Origin of the sequence: Enterococcus sp. DIV1316a, assembly GCF_050536915.1 — a bacterium.
In the GTDB taxonomy this organism is placed as follows: domain Bacteria; phylum Bacillota; class Bacilli; order Lactobacillales; family Enterococcaceae; genus Enterococcus; species Enterococcus faecalis.
Window position 1 is genome coordinate 1,316,605 of sequence record NZ_CP172913.1, and the last position, 21,299, is coordinate 1,337,903.

18 protein-coding genes and 1 pseudogene are annotated in these 21,299 nt (G+C 35.9%); 14 read left to right on the forward strand and 5 right to left on the reverse strand.

What is annotated here, in order from left to right; translation table 11 throughout:
- Positions 1–2 precede the first annotated feature (2 nt).
- A complete protein-coding gene (locus IGL56_RS06390; RefSeq protein ID WP_002357563.1) occupies positions 3–1,193 on the reverse strand; it encodes an MFS transporter in 1,191 nt (396 codons plus the stop codon).
- A 354-nt stretch (positions 1,194–1,547) separates the two neighbouring features.
- On the opposite strand from IGL56_RS06390, the gene IGL56_RS06395 reads away from it, so the two are divergent.
- The 4 genes from IGL56_RS06395 to IGL56_RS06410 all read left to right on the forward strand — a co-directional run bounded on the left by IGL56_RS06395 (position 1,548) and on the right by IGL56_RS06410 (position 5,789).
- Positions 1,548–2,408, forward strand: coding sequence for a glucosaminidase domain-containing protein (locus IGL56_RS06395; protein ID WP_002357562.1), 861 nt, complete (start codon positions 1,548–1,550; stop codon positions 2,406–2,408).
- A 228-nt stretch (positions 2,409–2,636) separates the two neighbouring features.
- Positions 2,637–3,569: a cysteine synthase A gene (cysK, locus tag IGL56_RS06400; RefSeq protein ID WP_002357561.1), complete on the forward strand. Its 933-nt coding sequence runs from the start codon at positions 2,637–2,639 to the stop codon at positions 3,567–3,569.
- Positions 3,570–3,707: 138 nt separating this feature from the next.
- Positions 3,708–4,151, forward strand: a complete 444-nt coding sequence (locus tag IGL56_RS06405; RefSeq protein ID WP_002357560.1) for a Fur family transcriptional regulator — start codon at positions 3,708–3,710, stop codon at positions 4,149–4,151.
- 297 nt (positions 4,152–4,448) lie between these two features.
- Positions 4,449–5,789, forward strand: a complete 1,341-nt coding sequence (locus tag IGL56_RS06410) for an NADH oxidase (protein ID WP_002357559.1) — start codon at positions 4,449–4,451, stop codon at positions 5,787–5,789.
- A gap of 47 nt (positions 5,790–5,836) precedes the next feature.
- Here IGL56_RS06410 and IGL56_RS06415 read toward each other — a convergent pair whose 3' ends face one another.
- Positions 5,837–6,445: an NUDIX hydrolase N-terminal domain-containing protein gene (locus IGL56_RS06415; RefSeq protein WP_002357557.1), complete on the reverse strand. Its 609-nt coding sequence runs from the start codon at positions 6,443–6,445 to the stop codon at positions 5,837–5,839.
- A 224-nt stretch (positions 6,446–6,669) separates the two neighbouring features.
- Here IGL56_RS06415 and IGL56_RS06420 point away from each other — a divergent pair, with 224 nt between their 5' ends.
- Both IGL56_RS06420 and IGL56_RS06425 read left to right on the forward strand, forming a co-directional pair.
- A complete protein-coding gene (locus IGL56_RS06420) occupies positions 6,670–7,122 on the forward strand; it encodes a GNAT family N-acetyltransferase (protein ID WP_002357556.1) in 453 nt (150 codons plus the stop codon).
- Between the two features lie 19 nt (positions 7,123–7,141).
- The gene (locus IGL56_RS06425) at positions 7,142–7,669 is read left to right on the forward strand and encodes a GNAT family N-acetyltransferase (RefSeq protein WP_002357555.1); all 528 of its coding nucleotides are present in this window, start codon (positions 7,142–7,144) and stop codon (positions 7,667–7,669) included.
- A 54-nt stretch (positions 7,670–7,723) separates the two neighbouring features.
- Here the strand turns inward: IGL56_RS06425 and IGL56_RS06430 are convergent, their stop codons facing one another.
- The gene (locus tag IGL56_RS06430; protein ID WP_002357554.1) at positions 7,724–8,542 is read right to left on the reverse strand and encodes a helix-turn-helix transcriptional regulator; all 819 of its coding nucleotides are present in this window, start codon (positions 8,540–8,542) and stop codon (positions 7,724–7,726) included.
- Between the two features lie 136 nt (positions 8,543–8,678).
- Here IGL56_RS06430 and IGL56_RS06435 point away from each other — a divergent pair, with 136 nt between their 5' ends.
- The 8 genes and pseudogenes from IGL56_RS06435 to IGL56_RS06470 all read left to right on the forward strand — a co-directional run bounded on the left by IGL56_RS06435 (position 8,679) and on the right by IGL56_RS06470 (position 18,438).
- On the forward strand, positions 8,679–10,427 hold the full coding sequence (locus IGL56_RS06435) for an ABC transporter ATP-binding protein (protein ID WP_002357553.1): 1,749 nt from the start codon (positions 8,679–8,681) through the stop codon (positions 10,425–10,427).
- Positions 10,420–12,198 (forward strand): ABC transporter ATP-binding protein, encoded by a 1,779-nt coding sequence (locus IGL56_RS06440; protein ID WP_430599869.1) that lies wholly within the window; start codon positions 10,420–10,422, stop codon positions 12,196–12,198. The genes IGL56_RS06435 and IGL56_RS06440 overlap by 8 nt, the downstream gene beginning before the upstream one ends.
- A gap of 88 nt (positions 12,199–12,286) precedes the next feature.
- The gene (locus tag IGL56_RS06445; RefSeq protein WP_002385906.1) at positions 12,287–12,712 is read left to right on the forward strand and encodes an 8-oxo-dGTP diphosphatase; all 426 of its coding nucleotides are present in this window, start codon (positions 12,287–12,289) and stop codon (positions 12,710–12,712) included.
- Between the two features lie 139 nt (positions 12,713–12,851).
- Positions 12,852–13,862 carry a hypothetical protein gene (locus IGL56_RS06450; RefSeq protein WP_002357550.1) on the forward strand — a complete coding sequence of 337 codons (1,011 nt, stop codon included), beginning with the start codon at positions 12,852–12,854 and terminating at the stop codon, positions 13,860–13,862.
- 302 nt (positions 13,863–14,164) lie between these two features.
- Positions 14,165–15,601: a catalase gene (locus IGL56_RS06455; protein ID WP_002357549.1), complete on the forward strand. Its 1,437-nt coding sequence runs from the start codon at positions 14,165–14,167 to the stop codon at positions 15,599–15,601.
- A gap of 222 nt (positions 15,602–15,823) precedes the next feature.
- Positions 15,824–16,585: a DeoR/GlpR family DNA-binding transcription regulator gene (locus IGL56_RS06460; protein WP_002357548.1), complete on the forward strand. Its 762-nt coding sequence runs from the start codon at positions 15,824–15,826 to the stop codon at positions 16,583–16,585.
- Between the two features lie 8 nt (positions 16,586–16,593).
- Positions 16,594–17,223, forward strand: coding sequence for an HAD family hydrolase (locus IGL56_RS06465; RefSeq protein ID WP_002357547.1), 630 nt, complete (start codon positions 16,594–16,596; stop codon positions 17,221–17,223).
- Between the two features lie 218 nt (positions 17,224–17,441).
- Positions 17,442–18,438, forward strand: a pseudogene (locus IGL56_RS06470) (IS30 family transposase).
- A 294-nt stretch (positions 18,439–18,732) separates the two neighbouring features.
- Here the strand turns inward: IGL56_RS06470 and IGL56_RS06475 are convergent.
- Positions 18,733–20,166: a cryptochrome/photolyase family protein gene (locus tag IGL56_RS06475; protein ID WP_104832907.1), complete on the reverse strand. Its 1,434-nt coding sequence runs from the start codon at positions 20,164–20,166 to the stop codon at positions 18,733–18,735.
- Positions 20,167–20,299: 133 nt separating this feature from the next.
- Positions 20,300–21,181, reverse strand: a complete 882-nt coding sequence (locus tag IGL56_RS06480) for a helix-turn-helix domain-containing protein (RefSeq protein WP_002357542.1) — start codon at positions 21,179–21,181, stop codon at positions 20,300–20,302.
- Positions 21,182–21,299 lie beyond the last annotated feature (118 nt).

Sequence of the window (21,299 nt, forward strand, 5' to 3'; positions counted from 1 at the left end):
CTTCATTTCTTTTTGGGAGCAAAGAGCATAAAGTGAAAAAATAATGCGAACAATTGGAACCCAATACCAGTTAAAGTAACACCAGACCAACCATAGTTTTGCCACATTAATGTACCAATCAATGAACCCAGTGAACCGCCGATGAAATAGAAAAACATAAAGACGGTATTGTTACGATTGCTGGCTTCTTCTCCCAAATTTTGGACGCGTGTTTGATTGGCTACTTGCCCAAATTGAGTACCGATATCTAAAACAATAATTGCTAAGATTAGTAAGACCACATGTGTTCCACCTAGAAAAAGTAAGATAAAACTACCGAACTGCATCAACAGGCCAATCAAAACAATCTTCCGCTCTGGATAATAATCGGATAGACGACCAATGATGGGTGCTACGAATGCTCCCGATAAACCAAAAATTGCTAAAATACCGACTTCTTTCGGTCCCCAATAATAAGCTGGACTACTAACAAAGAAAATTAATGTAGACCAAAAGATTGAAAAGGTTGCAAACATAAAAAAGCCATTGACAGTTGCTTCTCTTAACAAAGGTTGCGATTTGATTAGCTTAGGAAGACTTTTCAAAGAACCTAAATAAGTTAATCGATTTGAAGTTTGAGTATGTATCACTGTTTTGGGCAATTTTAATTGAAGTAGAACGACCAATGCTAACACGAATATTACGGCGATTAGGTAGACTGTTCGCCAAGAAGCTGCACTAGCAATGAAACCCGAGATCGTTCGAGACAATAAAATCCCTGTCAATAGTCCGCCAAGCATTCGACCTGTTACTTTACCACGGTTCGCTGGCCCCGCCATGACCGCTGCATAAGGAATAATGATTTGGGCGACAATAGAGAGCAACCCAATAAAAAAAGAAGAGAGTGCAAACAGGAGAAAACTTGGTGCAAAAAACGCAGCACTTAGAGACAGCGAGGAGAGCGCAGCTACTCGAATGATTAATTTGCGGCGATCAACGACATCGCCTAATGGAACAAGAAAAAGTAAGCCTAGCGCATACCCTAATTGGGTCAGCATAGTAACAAAACCAATAGAACCAATACTGACTTGAAAGGCCTGAGCAATTTGGGTGCCAATTGGTTGAATATAATACATATTGGCGACCACGACCCCGCAAGTTAACGCTAATAAAAACGTCACTTGATTTGTTAAACCCGATTGTTGTTTCTTCATCTAACCACCTACATTTCTATGTAATTCATTTTGTAATACAACAACTACTCGGTAATAGTTGTTTTGACTACAAAAACAGACTTCTCTTATAAAGTTTGTTCAAAAAGTGACAAGTCCATTAAAAAGTTTATCACAATAAATAAAGAAAAGTAAGAGGATAAATAACAAAAATCTCATCAAAATGAAAAGAAGAAGTGGTTGTTTTCACAAGTGTGAAGAGGGTTAATTAAATACAAACAAGATTTCAATTACATTACAGAAATTTTAAAACTCAAAATTTAATACGTTTATTTCTTGTTTCAATAGGAAATTAACGGTAAAATAGAAAAGTGAGACAGTGAGGAGGAAAAATGAATGAGCGAACAGTTAACAAGAAGTAGTAAACATATTCAAAAAGCTCTTAAAAAGCAAAAAGCTTATAAACGTGCTACCGCCGTTGCGGGGACTTCAATGATTTTAGCACCTGTGGTTGGTGCTGCGGTACCTGCCCAAGCAGAATCAAGCCAGCAAGCATTTATTAATGAAATCGGAAATTCAGCAGCAGCCGTTGCCAATAGCAATGATATGTATGCTTCCGTCATGATTGCTCAAGCGTTGCTAGAAAGTAGTTATGGTAGTTCTGGGTTAGCATCTGCACCGAACTATAACTTGTTTGGTGTAAAAGGAAGTTATAATGGACAATCTGTTTATATGCCAACAAAAGAATATTTAGACGGACAATGGGTGACCGTCACAGCAGCATTTAGAAGTTATAATTCTTATGCGGAATCGTTCCAAGATCATGCCAATGTTATTCGTTCCACTGCTTTTGGGGATACATACCATTATTCAGGCGTTTGGAAGAGTAATACTAGCAGTTATCGCGATGCAACAGCCGCTTTAGCTGGAAGTTATGCAACTGATCCAGGCTATGCCGAAAAATTGAATTGGTTAATTGAAGCATATAATTTAACTCAATATGATTGGGGAGCACCAGTCGCTCAAACCACTAGTTATTCAGATACAACGGGAACCGTTGATACAACAATCGATACAGCGGCTTCTGCAACAGCAACAGCAGAAACTGTGGCTAGTCAAAGTTACACTGTCGCAAACGGCGACACATTGTGGGACATTGCTGCACGTTTTGGAACGACAGTTGATAATTTAATGTCACTAAATGGATTAACATTGGATTCTGTTTTATCGGTGGGTCAAACCATCCAAATCGGTTAATTTTGCAATTATTTAGTTGAAGAAGGACCTTACAAAAGCGGCAGTTTTTGTAAGGTCTTTTATCGTGAAAATAGGTAGGGCTAGCAGCAATTATTGGATGAGTATAATCCGTTTTTTTATTTAATTTTTCACAAACTAAAATTCGTTTTTCTGGTAGAAATCGTTTTTTTGAGCTATGCTTAGAGAAAGAATTATTATATTGTTTGTAAAATTGGAGGATGTAGGATTATGACTAAAGGTTATGTAAAATCAGTAACAGAGTTAATTGGTCAAAGCCCAGTTGTGAAATTAAAACGGATGGTACCAGAAGGAGCTGCAGATGTTTTTGTTAAACTAGAGTTCTTTAATCCTGGTGGCAGTGTGAAAGATCGAATTGCTTTAAGCATGATCCAACAAGCCGAAGCAGATGGTCGCCTAAAACCTGGACAAACGATTATTGAGCCGACTAGTGGTAATACAGGCATTGGGTTAGCAATGGTAGGTGCTGCGTTGGGATATCCAGTTAAGATTGTGATGCCAGATACTATGAGTATTGAACGCCGCAAATTAATGCAAGCATATGGGGCTGATTTATTATTAACCCCTGGTGCCGAAGGAATGAAAGGGGCAATTGCAAAAGCCACAGCATTAGCAGAAGAACACGGATACTTCATGCCTTTGCAATTTAATAATCCAGCTAATCCAATGGTACATGAACAAAAAACAGGAAAAGAAATTGTTGATGTCTTTGGTAAACGTGGCTTAGATGCGTTTGTTTCTGGTGTTGGCACTGGAGGAACCGTTACAGGAGTTGGCCATGAATTGAAACGGATTTTTCCAGACATTGAAATTGTTGCAGTAGAACCAACGGAGTCGCCTGTTTTAGAAGGTGGCGAACCAGGTCCACATAAAATCCAAGGAATAGGCGCTGGTTTTGTCCCAGAAGTTTTAGACACCACCGTTTATCAAAAAGTTGCCGCTGTTTCTAGTGAAGACGCATTAGAAACTGCTCGTTTAATGGGGCCAAAAGAAGGCATCCTTGTGGGGATCTCAGCAGGGGCAGCAATTAAAGCGGCCATTGATTTGGCAGTTGAATTAGGCGCAGGCAAACGTGTCTTAGCGCTGGTTCCGGATAACGGCGAACGTTATCTTTCGACAGCTCTTTACGAATTTCCAGAATAAAAAACACGCCAAAAAACGAGCATTTCTCTTAGTTTAGTAAAATGCTCGTTTTTTCCACGAGAATCCTACAATAATTCTTGTCAATCGTAATAAGAAATAGTATTATTTAAGAAAGATAGACAGGGGAGGGATACAAAGATGGACAACGTATTGGTTAAAAATGCACTTGCTGAATTAAAAGAAGCCAATATCCGAATTACTCCGCAACGTTATGCTATCTTGGAATATTTAATCGAAAATCATACACACCCAACAGCTGATGAAATTTATCGCGCACTAGAAGATCATTTTCCAAATATGAGTGTAGCAACGGTTTACAACAATCTACGTTTATTTACTGAAATCGGTTTCGTTCAAGAAATGAGTTATGGCGATGCATCTAGTCGTTTTGATTTTAGTTCGAAGAAACATTATCACGTGATTTGTCAAAAATGTGGTAAAATCGTTGATTTTCATTATCCAGGGTTAGAGGACGTTGAAATGGCCGCTAGTAAATTAACAGGCTTCGAAATTAATGAACATCGTTTAGAATTATATGGATTATGTCCAGATTGCCAACAAGCACAACAGGAGAATGTGTAAAAAATTACATACTGTTAAAAATTTATCAAAAGATAAGTCACTTGTCTAGGCAAATTTCACAAGCGTAAGAGTTTTCACTCTTATGCTTGTTTTTTTGTGTGGTTATTGACTTTTAAATTCTTAAAAACAAAAAATTAACTAGCTATTATTAAGAATTAGCAACAGTTTGTGAATTTTTTTATATGCGATTCACAAGCATAGAACTCGAATAAGCTTGATTCCTCTGATATATTTTAAACAGACAGAGGGAGACGTCACCTCTGCAAAACAAAGATTGTGAAAGAAGGGATTTACAACATGAAAGTCGTAGTCGTAGGATGTACCCATGCTGGAACTTCAGCAGTTAAAAGTATTTTAGCAAATCACCCGGAGGCGGAAGTCACTGTATATGAAAGAAATGACAATATTTCCTTCCTATCTTGCGGAATTGCCTTGTACGTTGGAGGCGTAGTTAAAAATGCTGCTGATTTATTTTATTCAAATCCAGAAGAACTGGCTTCTTTAGGAGCAACAGTGAAGATGGAACACAATGTTGAAGAAATCAACGTGGACGACAAAACTGTTATAGCGAAAAACTTACAAACGGGTGCAACTGAGACCGTTTCTTATGATAAATTAGTGATGACAACTGGTTCTTGGCCAATTATTCCACCAATTCCAGGAATTGATGCTGAAAATATTTTATTATGTAAAAACTATTCACAAGCCAACGTGATCATCGAAAAAGCGAAAGATGCCAAACGTGTCGTTGTCGTTGGTGGCGGTTATATTGGTATTGAATTAGTAGAAGCTTTTGTAGAATCAGGTAAACAAGTTACTTTAGTTGACGGGTTAGACCGCATTTTAAATAAATATTTAGATAAGCCATTCACAGATGTTCTAGAAAAAGAATTAGTTGATCGTGGCGTTAATTTAGCTTTAGGTGAAAATGTCCAACAATTCGTAGCAGATGAGCAAGGAAAAGTAGCAAAAGTCATTACACCAAGTCAAGAATTCGAAGCAGATATGGTGATTATGTGTGTTGGTTTCCGTCCAAATACAGAATTATTAAAAGATAAAGTTGACATGTTACCAAATGGTGCAATTGAAGTCAATGAGTATATGCAAACAAGCAATCCTGATATTTTTGCTGCGGGTGATAGTGCAGTTGTTCACTACAACCCAAGTCAAACAAAAAATTATATCCCATTAGCAACGAATGCTGTTCGTCAAGGTATGCTAGTAGGTCGTAATTTGACTGAACAAAAATTGGCTTATCGTGGCACACAGGGAACTTCTGGCTTATATTTATTCGGTTGGAAAATTGGTTCAACAGGTGTGACAAAAGAAAGTGCCAAATTAAACGGACTAGATGTCGAAGCAACTGTTTTCGAAGATAACTATCGTCCAGAGTTTATGCCAACAACTGAAAAAGTTCTGATGGAATTAGTCTATGAAAAAGGAACACAACGCATTGTTGGTGGTCAATTGATGTCTAAATATGATATCACACAATCTGCCAATACTTTATCATTAGCGGTCCAAAATAAAATGACTGTCGAAGATTTAGCGATTTCTGATTTCTTCTTCCAACCACATTTTGATCGCCCTTGGAACTACTTAAACTTATTAGCCCAAGCCGCTTTAGAAAATATGTAATTAATAATAGAAAAAGGATGAAGAACAGAAGTTCTTCATCCTTTTTGTTAGTCACTAAGCGCTCCAGTTGTTTGGTTCATTAATGCCATTAATTGCTCTTTCGTTGTTCGTTTGATAGAAAGAGAGGGGAGATTATCTAAAGAAAAATAAGCACAATTCGAGGTTTCAATGTTTTTTTCAAAGGGATGATTTTCTAGAATGTCACAAGAAAAGATCATTTTATAGTACTGAAATAGTTGAGGAATGTCTTTTCGTTTATCTGTATCATAAACAGCAAGCAATTCTTTTGCTGTAACAACTAAGCCAGTTTCTTCCAATACTTCTTTTTCAATATTTTCTTTAGGAGAGCAGCCAATTTCGGCATAGCCACCAGGTAATGACCATTCTTTGGTCCGTAAATCTTCAACTAATAAAAAACGATTCTCTTTTTTTATCAAACCGCGAACATCTACTTTCGGTGTTGGATAACCTTCTTCTTTAGTTAAGATTTTTTCTAAGTCGGGCAAGACAGTCGCTTCGTGTCCGGTTGCGCTAATAAGTTGTAACGTAAGTTCTCGTAGTTCTTGGTAACGTTCTTGATCAAAAGCATCTTTCCCGTAAAAAAGACCAGCATCTGCCAATGCTAGCAACCGCTTATAAGTGTTCAGATAATCCATATACGCACGCTCCTCATAGACTTAATACGTTTAGTTTAACAGAAAAAAATAAAGAAAGGGCAGATTTAGCGAGAAAAGGCGTCGTTTTAAGGAAATAATAAAGAATAAATGACTAACTTACATTTTTAAACTACCTATGCTATTATTTAATAAAAAAGATTGGGTATACAATAATTTTGTTATGTAAACAAAAAGGAGGTTGTAAATTGAAAGAATTCACAATTATGAGGGAAAAAAATGCAGATAAAAAGACTCAGATAGCACAAGAGGTATTGTTTAATCTTCCAGAATGGTTTGGCCTTGAAAAAGAGACCCGCAAGTATATCGATATAGCTAGTACTTTACCTATGTGGGTGGCAAAGGATGTAGAGAATAAAATACTCGGTTTTATAACACTTTCAGAAACAAGTAAAGATACAGTAGAAATCCATTGTATGGCAGTTAAAAAGCGGTATCATCGCAAAGGTATCGGCAAGTTATTGATAGAAAGCGTGGAAACGTATTCTAAAAATAACTATTTTTTTATTCAAGTCAAAACAGTTGACGAAGGAAATTATTCCGTGTACGATCATACTATTCGTTTTTACGAATCATTGGGTTTTAAGCGCCTTGAGGTTTTTCCGACATTATGGGACGCTTGGAATCCTTGTTTAATTTTAATTAAACAGTTGATTTAATCTACAAAGGAGTTTTAGTATGTCAGTATTTATTAGAGAGTGTACCGTCGCAGACGTACCAGAATTAGAGGCCATTTGCCAAGAGACTTTTGCAGATACTTATGGAGATGGCGAAAACGAAGAGGATTTACAGGCACATTATGAGAGGAAATTTAGTCCAGCAGTTTTAGAAAGCGAAATCTTACATAAAGATTCGCAATATTTCTTTGCTTTTTATAATAATGAACTTGCAGGTTATGTGAAATTAAATCACGGTGATGCTCAGATTACCTATCAACATCCACAAGCGTTACAAGTTGAGCGCATTTATATTCGTAAATCTTTTAAGCGTTTAGGCTTAGGCAAACATTTGATTACGAAAGCAATTGAATTAGCGGAAGAAGCAGAAAAAGAGACGGTTTGGTTAGGTGTTTGGGAACATAATCATCCAGCGCAAAAATTTTATCAATCATTGGGCTTCGTCAAAACAGATGAACATGATTTTTATATGGGAAATGAACGCCATACCGATTATACAATGACGAAACAGTTAAAAGAGTCAACGTAAAGCAAAAACAAGGAAACGGACGCAATGAAGCCGACGATTCCTTGTTTTTTTATCTTAAAATTGTGAAGGAGATTTTCCATAATATTTTTTGAATAATTTACTAAAATGATAGGCATCTTCGTAACCAACCGTTTTTGCTACTTCTTTGACACTTAAGGAATCATTTTTCAGCAATTCTTTCGCATGGTTTAAGCGGATTTGAATTAAATAATTGATTGGCCCAACGCCTGTGGCCGCTTTAAAGGTTTTCGACAAATAAGTCGGGGTAACATATAACATTTCAGCTAACTGTTCCAAAGTAATTTCTTCGTCATGGTGGGTTTCCAGATAATAAATCGTATGATTGACTAAATTTCGTTTTCTTTTTTCCGTTTTCGATAGCCGAGTTTCAATTTTATTTTCTTGATCAACTGCTAAACTTCTTAAAATATAAACCAATAGTTCAATAACTAAAGCTTTAATTTGTAACGCTGATTCAACTTCTTGATGGTTTAATTCATGAACAATTTGCCAAGCTTTTTCTAAAAAAGCACCATGTAAATGACTTAAATCTAATAAAGCTGATTTATTTGGAAATACGTTTCGCGCTAAGCCTTCTAAATAGAGATTTGAAATGCCAATGTGTAGTTGATGTGAGTAAGTTCCTGCTTTTTGTTGCTCACCATGTTCCGTTCGCGGATTAAAAAGAAACACCGTACCAGCAGTGGCATGGTACTGTTGCCCTTGAACAATATATTCGGATTCACCTTCTAAAAGAATAGATATTTCCAGAAATTCATGATGATGACAATTATAAGGGTGGGTCTCTTCGTTCCAAGGATCGAAGGCATATAAAATTTCAGGATTAAACGTTCGACTATTTGTGTAGTTCATAAAAAATCACTCCTACTTGTATCCGCTTTCTATACTATATTGTACATCAAAATATACAAGAATGCCCATTTCTTTTCCTATAAAAAAACAGTAATCTTATACACGTCCATAAAAACAAGAGAGAGTAGGGGAGAAAATGAATAGTTTTGAATGGATTTGGCAATATGCTAAAAAAAATAAGAATAAGTTACTGCTAGCTGTTATTTTTGTCGTTATTAACGCTATTTTAATTGTTATTATTCCATTGTTATCTGGCAGAATTGTAGACCAAGTAATCAATCAGGGGAAAACTGAAGAGCTTGTCCCAATTCTTGGGATTATGATTGGGGTGACCGTTATTCGGACAGTTGTTCGTTATAGTTATCAAGTCTTGTTTGAATCGGTTGGACAATCTGCGTTATTTGACTTAAGAAAAGATATGTATGTCAAACTTCAAGAATTAGATTTTGATTTCTTTAATCATACACGTGTTGGCGATATTATGGCGCGAATGACAGGGGATACAGACGCTATCCGCCATTTTGTTTCTTGGGTCACTTATAACCTCTTAGAATGTATTTTATGGTTCATCGCAGCCGTGATTGTGATGGGGACGATCAATTGGCAATTGATGCTAGCATTAATTTTAATTACACCTTTGATTTTTCTGTTAACACAAAAAATGTCGAAGGAATCGCATCCGGTATTTTTTGAGATCCGGGAAAGTTTTTCTCGGCTAAATTCGATGGTCGAAGAAAATATTGGTGGAAATCGGGTGGTTAAAGCTTTTTCTCAAGAACCTTATGAAATTGAAAAGTTTAACAAGCACAATGAAGACTATAAAAAATGGAATATGGCTTCTGCAGATGTCTCAAAAAAATATTTACCGTGGTTAGACGGTTTTGCAGGTAGTTTAAATGTTATTGCCTTAGTTCTTGGTGGCCTCTTTGTAATTCAAGGTCGGATGACAATTGGTGATTTAGTGGCCTTTAACGGTTTTCTCTGGATGTTGAACATGCCGATGCGAATGAGTGGCTGGTTGATCAATGATGTGCAACGCTTTACGGCATCGTCCATTAAAATTCGTCAGTTATTAGCAACGAAACCGAAGATTCCCATTGCTCGGGAAAAAGAAGCAGAACCAATCCAAGGCTATGTGACGTTTGATCACGTGTCCTTTCATTTTTCAGATGATCCAGAAACCCCCATTTTATCGGATGTTTCATTTTCAGCAAAACCTGGTGAAACAATTGGTATTTTAGGGGAAACTGGTTCAGGCAAAACCACTTTAGTTAACTTAATCGCTCGGTTCTATGATCCAACAAAAGGCACTGTTTATATTGATGGAAAAGATGCTAAAAGCTATTCTGTTCGTAAATTGCGAGAAAATATCTCCATGGTTATGCAAGATGTCTTTCTTTTTTCCAATACAATAGAAGATAACATTGCTTTTGGTAACACATTGGCTAACTTGGAACAAGTGCAAATGATGGCTGAAATTGCTGATGCCCATAGCTTTATTTCCAGAATGCCCGAAGGTTATGCAACAATTGTTGGTGAACGCGGCGTTGGCCTATCTGGTGGCCAAAAACAGCGGATTTCACTGGCCCGTGCCTTAACCAAAGATCCAGCTATTTTAATTTTAGATGACACAACTTCCGCTGTTGATATGGAAACAGAATCAAAAATTCAAAAAGAACTAGGTCGTTTGACGGAAAAGAAAACGACATTTATTATTGCCCACCGAATTTCTTCTGTGAGAGAGGCCAATTTAATTTTGATGATGGAAAAAGGCCGTGTGGTGGAAAGCGGTACGCATAGCGAATTAGTCGAACAAAAAGGCAAATATTTTGACGTATATCAAAAACAATTAGGTCTGACAAAGGAAGGTGAGTCGCGTGGCTAGAAATACGTTTGATGTGGATGAGACTTTAGAAAAAGAATTTAATTGGTCTCATTATAAACGATTAGGCGCCTATATTAAGCCTTACAAAAAAGCTGTTTTTAAAACATTATTTGTCATCATATTAGCTAATCTGGCAAGTATGTTAGGCCCTTACTTTACTAAAATTGCGATTGACCAAGTAATTCCACAAAAGAATCTCTCGTTACTCTTGATACTAGGGGCTATTTTCCTATTTTCCTTGGTGATTATTGGTTGGTGTATGCGTTATCGAATATATGCCATCACAGAAATTGGACAAGATATTTTAAAAGATATGCGTTTTTCAATTTTTGAGCATCTACAAAAATTACCATTTTCTTACTTTGACAGTCGGCCGCATGGAAAAATCTTAATTCGGGTGATCAATTACATCAATACGTTAAGTGATTTACTAAGTAACGGATTGATCAATTTAATTTCTGATTTATTTAATGTGATTATCACCTTAATCTTCATGTTATTTATTGATGTGAAATTAACCTTATACAGTTTACTGCTATTGCCTGTGTTGTTCGTGATGGTTCTGTTTATCCAAGGGAAACAACGGAAAGCTTACCAAGAGCTTAGCAATAAACAATCAAACTTAAATGCCTATATTCATGAAAGTATTTCAGGAATTAAAATTACACAATCTTTTGCACGAGAGGATGAAAATTTCCAGATTTTTAACGAGGTAAGCGAAGAATATCGTCAATCCTTTATGAAAGCTGTGCGTGTCCAGTATTTATTATGGCCAGCAGTGCAAAATATATCCGTCATTACGACTTGTTTTATCTATTTCGTAGGAATCCGTCAATTAGGCGTGTCCGTTACCACTGGGACGCTAATTGCTTTTATCGGTTATATCAATAACTTTTGGAATCCAGTCATCAATATTGGTAACTTCTACAATTCTCTGATTACTGCAACTGCTTATTTGGAAAGGATTTTTGAAACGATGGATGTTGTTCCAGAAATTCAAGATGCGCCGCACGCTATTGCGTTGCCGCCAATTAAAGGAACCGTCGACTTTCAGCATGTTTATTTCCGTTATGAAGAAGGAAAAAATATTTTGAACGATGTTAGTTTTCATATTGAGCCAGGACAAACAATCGCCTTGGTTGGGCCAACAGGTGCGGGTAAAACAACAATCATCAATTTGTTAAGTCGTTTTTATGATGTGAATGAAGGGGCCGTTAAAATTGATGGTTATGATGTTCGCGATGTGACACTCCGTTCGTTAAGGAAACAAATGGGGGTAATGCTTCAAGATACGTTTATTTTTTCAGGAACAATTATTGAAAACATTCGGTACGGAAATTTAGCAGCCACAGAGGAAGAAGTTATCCAAGCCGCAAAAATTGTTCGTGCGCACGACTTTATCAAGGATTTAAAAGATGGCTATGAAACAGTTGTGGAAGAGCGGGGTAGTACACTCTCGGCAGGACAACGCCAATTAATTTCATTTGCTCGTGCGTTACTGGCAGATCCCAAAATTTTAATTTTAGACGAAGCAACCTCCAGTATTGATACAAAAACAGAAGAATTGTTACAAGAAGGACTACAACAACTTCTGAAAGGACGGACATCGTTTATTATTGCTCATCGACTTTCTACCATCAAAAATAGCGATAAAATTTTCTATATTGATGGTGGTCGTATTGTGGAAGAAGGATCTCATGATCAACTAATGGCAAAACATGCGTTATATCATCATTTATATCAATCGCAATACGACTTATTAAAGAGCTAGATGATAAAACAGAGAAAATTCTTAGTTGAATCTTTCTCTGTTTTTCTGTATCGTAACCTTAACAAAGGAAAAAATGATGAGGTGCCAAATGAATCGGAATTTTGAAGTAGAATTAACAACATTATGTATGATTAGAAATCAGAAAAATGAAATCCTTGTGCAAGAACGACAAAAAAAGGATTGGCCTGGTTGGACGTTCCCTGGCGGACATGTTGAAAAAAACGAGGGCATGGAAACAGCTATGGTTCGCGAACTCCTTGAAGAAACAGGATTAGTGCTGAAGCCACAATTAGTAGGTGTTGCAGAATGGCTGAATGATTGTTCAGGTGCGCGGGAATTAGCCACATTATTCATTGCAGAAACAGCGGATGAACTACCAGAAGAAACGGAACAACCCTTGTTTTGGGTCACTGAAAAAGAATTGCGAGAAGGTCCTTTAGCTGGCAGTTTAGCAGAACTTTTCCCAGTATTTTTTGGCGAAAAGCAATTTTATTTTAAAAATAATACAGCTTAATGATTCAAACCTAAAAGATTAAATCAATCCCACTTATTAAAAGAGAGGAAATCTAAAATTAAACATTGCTATTTATAAGCAATGTTTGCTATTCTTAATAAAAGGGAATTAATTTTTTATATAATGAGGGGGAAAAAGTGTGTTAAAAAGAAAAGTGGGGATTATTACAGGCGTTTTCTGTTCAGCTTTGTTACTGACAGGTTGTGGCAAAAGTGCGAAAGATGAGTTCATTCAAGGGATTGGCAATCAAAACGCACAAGAATCTGGGGTTTGGGATTTCTCTATGTCAATTAGTGACATGAAATTTTCACAAGAAGATAGTGCACAAACGAATCCTATGATTGGGATGCTCATCACGCAAATCAAAGACGCATCGCTTTCTGGGAAGATTCAAGTAGATGCCAAAAAAGAAAAAGCATTCAACTTAGAGATGAAATTAAAAGCGATGGGAATGGATGTACCGATTTCATTGGTTGGATCATTAGATAACGAGGGCAAAGAGCCAAAACTCTATTTAGCAACAGATATGATGGAATATATTGTCGCTGTCGCAGACTCAATGACTGACGGTGCTATCGATAGTTCTCAGTTAGATACAGAAAAACTAAAAGGAAAATACATTGATCTTTTAGCCATGAACGAGGAAAGTACGAAAGAATGGCAAGATACAATCAAAGAGTATCAAGAATCGGAAAAAGAACGAAAACAGTCTGCTAAGGAATACAAAGAGTTTTTAGAAGGATTAGACAAGGATACGTTCGAGAAAAAAGGGGACACCATTACCCATACGTTTACAAAAAAAGAATTACAAAAGTTAATCAAAATTACGACAGAAACATCTGAAAAAGGTAAAGAACAAGATCCTTTCGAAAAAATCAAAGATGTTTCTGCCAAAGTTTCTGTTAATACAAAAGAAAATAAAACAAATATGTTGATTAATGTGAAACCGCAGCAAGACAAGAACGTTGACATGGGACTTGAATCATTATCTAGTAAAATTAGCATTACACAAAAAGCCAAAAAAGCGACGATTTCAATGCCTAAGAAAGAAAATATTTTATCAGAACAAGAAGTTGAAAAAATATTTTCCGATAGCACCTCTATGACAGGTCTATCCACTGAAGACACGACTGTTGCGATCAATCAATAACGCTGAATGACCAATAAAAACGGCCGCTCAAAAAAAGTAACGAAAGACCTAGCATGATTGGGATGCTAGGTCTTTTTTGAATAAAAAAACAGCATTTTAGTTTTCTTTGAATTATTGGTTGTTATTTTTGGTGGTGTAAACAGTTTAAAGTTAATACATTTGTTTTTGATTTAAATTCTACTGCTATTTTTAATCATTCTATTAAATAACAAATGTTTTCGAGTGTTTTTAAGCATTATTTTTGTTATGCAGAGTGGTTTTTTTATACAATGAGTATAATTTTAGATGAAGGAGTGTTTTAGGTGAAAAATCAACATTTAACTACGTCACAAGGAAGTCCAGTTGGCGATAATCAAAATTCGCTAACTGCAGGAGAATTTGGTCCTGTCCTAATCCAAGACGTTCATTTATTAGAAAAATTAGCTCATTTTAATCGTGAGCGCGTACCAGAACGGGTTGTTCATGCCAAAGGTGCTGGTGCTCATGGGATTTTCAAGGTGAGCCAATCAATGGCACAATATACTAAAGCCGATTTTTTATCTGAAGTTGGCAAAGAAACACCTTTATTCGCTCGTTTTTCAACTGTAGCTGGAGAGTTAGGTTCATCAGATACATTGCGTGATCCTCGCGGTTTTGCGCTTAAATTCTATACAGACGAAGGAAATTACGACTTAGTTGGCAATAATACGCCCATTTTTTTCATTCGTGATGCAATTAAGTTTCCAGATTTTATTCATAGCCAAAAAAGAAATCCACGGACGCATTTGAAAAGTCCAGAAGCTGTTTGGGATTTTTGGTCTCATTCACCTGAAAGCCTTCATCAAGTAACAATTTTAATGAGTGATCGTGGCATTCCGTTGTCGTTCCGTCATATGCATGGTTTTGGTAGCCATACATTCAAATGGGTCAATGCTGCTGGAGAAGTATTTTTTGTTAAATATCACTTCAAGACGAATCAAGGAATCAAAAATCTAGAGAGTCAATTAGCAGAAGAAATTGCTGGGAAAAATCCCGATTTCCATATTGAAGATTTGCATAATGCAATTGAAAATCAAGAATTTCCTTCTTGGACATTATCTGTGCAAATTATCCCGTATGCAGATGCGTTAACAATGAAAGAAACTCTTTTTGATGTAACAAAAACGGTTTCTCAAAAAGAGTATCCGCTGATTGAAGTTGGCACGATGACTTTAAATAGAAATCCAGAGAATTATTTTGCAGAGGTTGAACAAGTAACCTTTTCACCAGGGAATTTCGTTCCTGGTATTGAAGCTTCTCCAGATAAATTATTGCAAGGACGTTTGTTCGCTTATGGGGATGCACATCGTCATCGTGTGGGCGCTAATAGTCACCAATTGCCGATCAACCAAGCAAAAGCGCCTGTAAATAACTACCAAAAAGACGGCAATATGCGTTTTAACAATGGCAATAGCGAAATTAATTACGAACCAAATAGTTATACTGAAACACCAAAAGAAGATCCTAAGGCGAAAATTAGTTCCTTTGAAGTTGAAGGAAATGTTGGTAATTATAGCTATAATCAAGATCACTTTACACAAGCAAACGCTTTGTATAATTTGCTGCCAAGCGAAGAAAAAGAAAACTTAATTAACAATATAGCGGCATCTTTAGGTCAAGTGAAAAATCAAGAAATCATCGCGCGTCAAATTGATTTGTTCACTAGAGTAAATCCAGAATATGGAGCACGTGTCGCACAAGCAATTAATCAACAAGCATAATTTATATAACGTACGTGACAAAACCAGTCTAGATAAACTAAAGACTGGTTTTGTTTGCTTTTCAATGCTTTTTACTCTACTCCCGAATACTAGAATAAAGTGCAACACTCAGCAAATTATTGTTGAGTGTTTTTGTTATGTATCGAGGGTTAACATTGACAAATAAGCTATTTTAAGCTAATTTATAAATATGCTTATACCAACTTAAAAGGAGACATGTTTATGATTCAAAAGAAACGACTTGAGTTAATTTTAGAGGAATTGAAGACGCGCGGAACTCTTAGTTTGAAGGAAATTATAAACTTAACAGGTTCTTCAAGAGATACAGCAAGAAGAGATATTATCAAATTAGCTCAAAATAATGCTATTGATCGCACATATGGTGGAATTAGTTTGCCCAATACCTTTAGTCGTTTAGATGAATATCTTGAACGTACTGAAGATCTCAGTGCTGAAAAAGATATTCTAGCAAAAACTGCTAGTAATTTAGTAAAAGATAATTCCCATATTTTTTTAGATATTTCGACAACGGTCAGTTGCATTCCAAGACATATAAGACCTTATGAGAATGTCATAGCAACGACAAATTCATTAGATATTACCGACCAACTATTGAGAAATACTAAATGTAAAACTAAGATTTTAGGTGGAAGCGTCGATCCTATCAAACGAAATGTCGTTGGAACGAAACCAATGCTTGAGCTGGATTCATTTATCTTTGATGTTGCTTTTATGAGTGCCGCTGGAATCACAACTTCAGGCATTTATTACGCCTACGATGAAGATATAGATTTCAAAAAAAAGATAAGAAAACAATCCAAACTTGTAGTTTTACTAATTGATAATACAAAAATCGGATTAAGTCATAACTATAAAGGTTTAGATTTCGAAGATATTGATTTTCTTGTTATAGAAAGTCGTCTACCAGATGATTTAGAAAGAACAATATCAGATAGTAATGTCTCTATAATAAATTCAAAGTAGGTGCAAACATGATTAAAACGGTATTATTTGACGTAGATGGAACAATCTTAGATACAGAATTTGTCATGATTAAGTCTTTACAAAAAACTCTAAAAGAAGAGAAAAACTTGGACGTTCCAGAAGAAAATTTAGAGTATATCTTAGGTATACCAGGTAAAAAAGCAATTGAACGGTATTCATCATCTGGAGAGGAAGTTGATAAGCTACATGCATGTTGGTCCGAAAATGTTAAACAATACTCTCATCTTGCGACTTTGTTTCCTCAAGTGGAAGAAGCATTGACTAAGTTAAAAGAAAACGAGATACAAATTGGGATCGTTACATCCAAAACAAATGAAGAAATGGAAAATGAATTTGAACATTTTGGTTTAAGTAAACTTTTTGATATTTCAGTAACTGCCTCTGATACAACGAAACATAAACCTAATCCTGAACCAATTCTATATGCATTAAATAAATTAGGAAGTTTACCCGAAGAAACAATTTATATAGGCGATTCTATCTATGATATGCATAGCTCACAATCAGCTGGAGCTAAATTTGCTTTAGCAAAGTGGGGAGCAAAAGAAAATCCACTATTCTCAAGTGCAGATATTAGGTTAGAAACTCCTCTAGAAATATTACAACACTTAAAATAGATCAGCTTACTAAAAAATATGTTATTTCATTAACGGTTAACATAAGTGAGGATTATTTCAAGTGATTGTCGTAGCAAGGATTTCAATCACCTAGATTGTGAAATGAGAATGGTCTACCTACGAACGCCTTGTCATTAAGGGATTTGTGGGCAGAAATCTTTGTGATTTACTAGAAGCGTCGTTTGTTGGGTTTGTTTTTTTAGATAGGAGTTTATGAAATGTCGTATAACCATTTATCAGCTGAAGAGCGTGGACAAATAGAAGCGTATCTGAAGGAAGGAGTCTCTCAGGCTGAGATAGCTCGCCGATTGGATCGGCATAGATCCACGATCTATCTCTAGAGAGATCAAACGTGGTTCCGAGCAAAGAAAGAAGAAGAGTCTCGCTAGTTTGCCTTATCAAGCAACTAGCGCTGGTAATTTAGCACGTATTCGCAAGAAAAATTGCGGAACAACTACTAAGGCTACTGTACACAATACTAAAACTATCATGAAGTATCTTGATATGAAATATTCGCCGGAACAGATAGCGAACGCAGTTCGTAGTGTAAAGGTTTGTACATCAACAATTTATAACTGGATTTACAAAAAGATCGTTCCTTTCGATATTAAGAAATTACGCGGTCGTGGAAAACGTTACAAAATAAAGAATACTGGGAAACGATTAAAACGGCCGGATCGAGCTTTCTTTGAAGGGCGCACGTTGGAGAACCGACCAGAAGAGGTTCAGTTACGAACGGAGTTCGGTCATTGGGAAGCAGATACCGTTGTGTCCAAGCAAGGTGTTGCAGCGTGTCTAGCAACATTCATAGAACGTAAAACAAGGCATTATGTAGCAATTAAGATACCGAACAAGACAGGTAGATCCATGATGACAGCAATTAAGCGTCTAGTGGAAATGTATCCACATGGTGTGAAATCGATCACATGTGACCGTGGAAGCGAGTTTGTCAATCAGTTTGAAATTGGACTTATTGAAGACACTTTTGACTGCAAAATCTATTATGCTAATCCATGCGCGCCACATGAACGCGGATCAAATGAAAATCATAATGGATTACTCAGAGAATATTTTCCAAAACCATCTAATTTTAAAAATATTTCTCAAAATAAGATCAATCAAGCTGTTCAAAGTATGAATTTACGGCCACGAAAAATCTTTAAGTGGAAATCACCGCAGCACAAATTTAATTTGGAGTATTCGAAAGCTTTCTAGCACCAACAAATATTTTTTACATTGTTATAAAAAAGAATACAACGAACGATACTATTTATACGGAAATTGAAACATGATATAATAGAGCAAATCACGAATAATCTTTATACTAAAACAATTATATGTTGCACTTAATCCTAACATTCGCCAATTCAAAACTACTTTGTATAATGTATATTATGTAAACTAGAATAAAATAAAAAACTTTAGCCGATAAATTGCACTTCTCTTTCGACTAATTAATTTACCCAACTAACCTTACAAGTTGTTTGCTAAGCTAGTTGGGTTTACTGTTTATTGAAACGTTGGATTGTTCATTTCTTGATGAATTTCTTTGCTCGCTTCATATAGAAACAATGTTTGTTTTTTACTTGATGCATAATCGACAATGGGTTTTGGATAATTTTCTCCTAAATGTACATGATATTGCGTTTGTAAGGCTTCGTTCATTAGATTTGGTTGATGAATATACTTTTGTGGCACTTGCTTAAGTTCTGGAACATATTTTTTGATGAACTGGCCGTCATTATCAAATTTTTTTGACTGGATAATTGGATTAAAAATCCGAAAATACGGGACAGCGTCCGTTCCTGTCGAAGCAGCCCATTGCCAGCCACCGATATTATTGGCGGCATCATAATCAATCAACATTTTTTGAAAGTATTTTTCACCCCAACGCCAATCAATGTGTAAATTTTTAACTAAAAAAGAGGCAGTAATCATTCTTAAGCGATTGTGCATCCAACCAGTTTGATTCAGTTGTCGCATTGCGGCATCAATTATAGGGTACCCCGTCTCCCCTTTTTGCCACTTGGCAAACATTTCTGGGTCATTTGTCCATTGAATATAACGAAATTTTTCTTGAATAGCTTCCTCTTTTTGTTGTGGAAACGTACTATAGATCATATTGTAAAAGTCGCGCCAAGCTAATTCTTTTTTGAAGGTTTCTTTACTTAAGCTAGAAGGCATAGATGCAAGCTCTTGCCAAATGGTGCGAATCGAAAGTTCTCCCGTTCTTAAAAAAGTAGACAGATGACTCGTTTGATCCTGATAAGGGAAATCACGCTTATTTTCATAGGATTGAAGTTTTTGATCAATAAAAGTATTTAAGCGCCTTCTGGCTGTTTCTTCGCCGACACTATAGTGTATTAAAGGAATCCTCGCAATCTGTTCACGATAAGCTGCTTCCTCTTCTGGAAAAAGACACGCACTAAAAATTTTTTCAGCTGTATAGGAAACAGGAATCGGTGTTTCTTTAGGCGCCTCTTTCCATTTATTGTAATAGGGCGTAAACACTTGGTACTTGCTGCCATCGTTCTTCTTAATTTCTTCAGAGCCATGCAAATAGGCATCTTGAAAAGAGAAAGACTGAATATTATTTTCTTCAAAAAAGCGCATAGCTTGCTGGTCCCGCTTTGCCCCAAAGCCACAAGTATCTTCATTAAAATAAATGGCCTGCCAATCGGGTAATTTGCGTTTCAAACGTGAAAATAAATCTAACGGTTCGCCGACCATGATTTGTAAATGTGCCTCTTGATCGATTCGTTCTTTGAACGAGGCTAAACTTGCAAAAAAAGCGTTATGATTAGCACTTTCTTGAATAAATTGTTGAGGATTCATTTGGAATAATAAAATCAATTCATCAGCTGCAGAATTTTGTAACGCGTGTGCTAATGCTTTATTATCCTGTAATCGTAAATCACGTCTAAACCACATTACTCTTTTCATTTTTAAATCCTCCTAAATACTTCGTCTTGCTTATCGTAACCGTGACTGCTGATTTTTAAAAGCAACTTGCCTAGACTTTTCAAAAAGCCGATAAAAACTGGGTTTTCAGCTTTTATCGGCTTTTTGATTTAAATTAATAGGAAATATTAAAAGCTTTCATATCTTTCTCAATATATTGTAGGACTTCTGTATTGCCAAAAAATTGTGTAAAATAATAGGCTTGACGATAGTCATCGGCTGTGTCTTCCCCGAGCATTTGTTTATTAAAGGCTTTTTCATATAAAAGATAATCTAGCAAATAAATGGAGTGTTTGTCACGACAAATCTGAATCCCTTTTTCGCTTAAAGTGACACTTTTTTGGTAGTCTTTCATTTCCGAGTAGAATTTAGCAGAATTATAATAAATTCTACAACGCTCCAAGGAACATTCTAATTTAAATTGTTCCAATTCTTGTAATGATTTTTCGTAATACACTTGCGCTTTTCTCATATCTTTTTCCAGTTCATATAGCGTACCTAGCGCATTCAGGCTTAAAATGTTGTAAATATTGACTTTACGGTCAATTTCTGCGCCCCGATATAGGTAAAACAAGGCCTCTGCTTTATCTTTTTTTCCTAATAAACAAGTAATTCCCTTATAATATAACAATTTAGTCGTTAGTTCATTATTAGATAAGATAAGACCTTCAGGCACTTCTTGTAATAAATTGTAGGCCTCTAAGTGAAATAACCGTAAAGATAAATCCTCGACTTTGTTTAGTAGATTTTCAATTTTCTTTTCTTCAGAAATCATCATGCATTCTTCTACTTCTAAATCTAATCGGAGGCAAATAGATGAGAAAATATCTAAACTGTCACATAGATTACGGTTTTCAATATTACTAATTGTTGCTTGCGTACAGATGCCGTTAGCCAGCTCTGATTGTGTGATTTTTTTAAGTTTTCTCGCTTGTTTTATTTTGTCTCCTGCTACCTTCACGAACAGACCTCCACTTGTATTATTATGTAAATTCATTAAAAAATGTTATACTTTGATTATCAATTAAAGGAGGTACATGCTATGTTTGATTTACTTGCATTATTGACTGGAACATCAACTTATGGCAACGTTCCCCATGTTTAATTAGTCAATG

Coding starts and splice junctions, on each gene's coding strand:
- IGL56_RS06435 (WP_002357553.1), top strand. CDS start 8,679: ATGAATAGTTTTGAATGGATTTGGCAATATGCTAAAAAAAATAAGAAT.
- IGL56_RS06390 (WP_002357563.1), bottom strand. CDS start 1,193: ATGAAGAAACAACAATCGGGTTTAACAAATCAAGTGACGTTTTTATTA.
- IGL56_RS06460 (WP_002357548.1), top strand. CDS start 15,824: ATGATTCAAAAGAAACGACTTGAGTTAATTTTAGAGGAATTGAAGACG.
- IGL56_RS06420 (WP_002357556.1), top strand. CDS start 6,670: ATGAGGGAAAAAAATGCAGATAAAAAGACTCAGATAGCACAAGAGGTA.
- IGL56_RS06480 (WP_002357542.1), bottom strand. CDS start 21,181: ATGAATTTACATAATAATACAAGTGGAGGTCTGTTCGTGAAGGTAGCA.
- IGL56_RS06395 (WP_002357562.1), top strand. CDS start 1,548: ATGAGCGAACAGTTAACAAGAAGTAGTAAACATATTCAAAAAGCTCTT.
- IGL56_RS06415 (WP_002357557.1), bottom strand. CDS start 6,445: ATGGATTATCTGAACACTTATAAGCGGTTGCTAGCATTGGCAGATGCT.
- IGL56_RS06430 (WP_002357554.1), bottom strand. CDS start 8,542: ATGAACTACACAAATAGTCGAACGTTTAATCCTGAAATTTTATATGCC.
- IGL56_RS06405 (WP_002357560.1), top strand. CDS start 3,708: ATGGACAACGTATTGGTTAAAAATGCACTTGCTGAATTAAAAGAAGCC.
- IGL56_RS06410 (WP_002357559.1), top strand. CDS start 4,449: ATGAAAGTCGTAGTCGTAGGATGTACCCATGCTGGAACTTCAGCAGTT.
- cysK (WP_002357561.1), top strand. CDS start 2,637: ATGACTAAAGGTTATGTAAAATCAGTAACAGAGTTAATTGGTCAAAGC.
- IGL56_RS06475 (WP_104832907.1), bottom strand. CDS start 20,166: ATGAAAAGAGTAATGTGGTTTAGACGTGATTTACGATTACAGGATAAT.
- IGL56_RS06425 (WP_002357555.1), top strand. CDS start 7,142: ATGTCAGTATTTATTAGAGAGTGTACCGTCGCAGACGTACCAGAATTA.
- IGL56_RS06445 (WP_002385906.1), top strand. CDS start 12,287: ATGAATCGGAATTTTGAAGTAGAATTAACAACATTATGTATGATTAGA.
- IGL56_RS06465 (WP_002357547.1), top strand. CDS start 16,594: ATGATTAAAACGGTATTATTTGACGTAGATGGAACAATCTTAGATACA.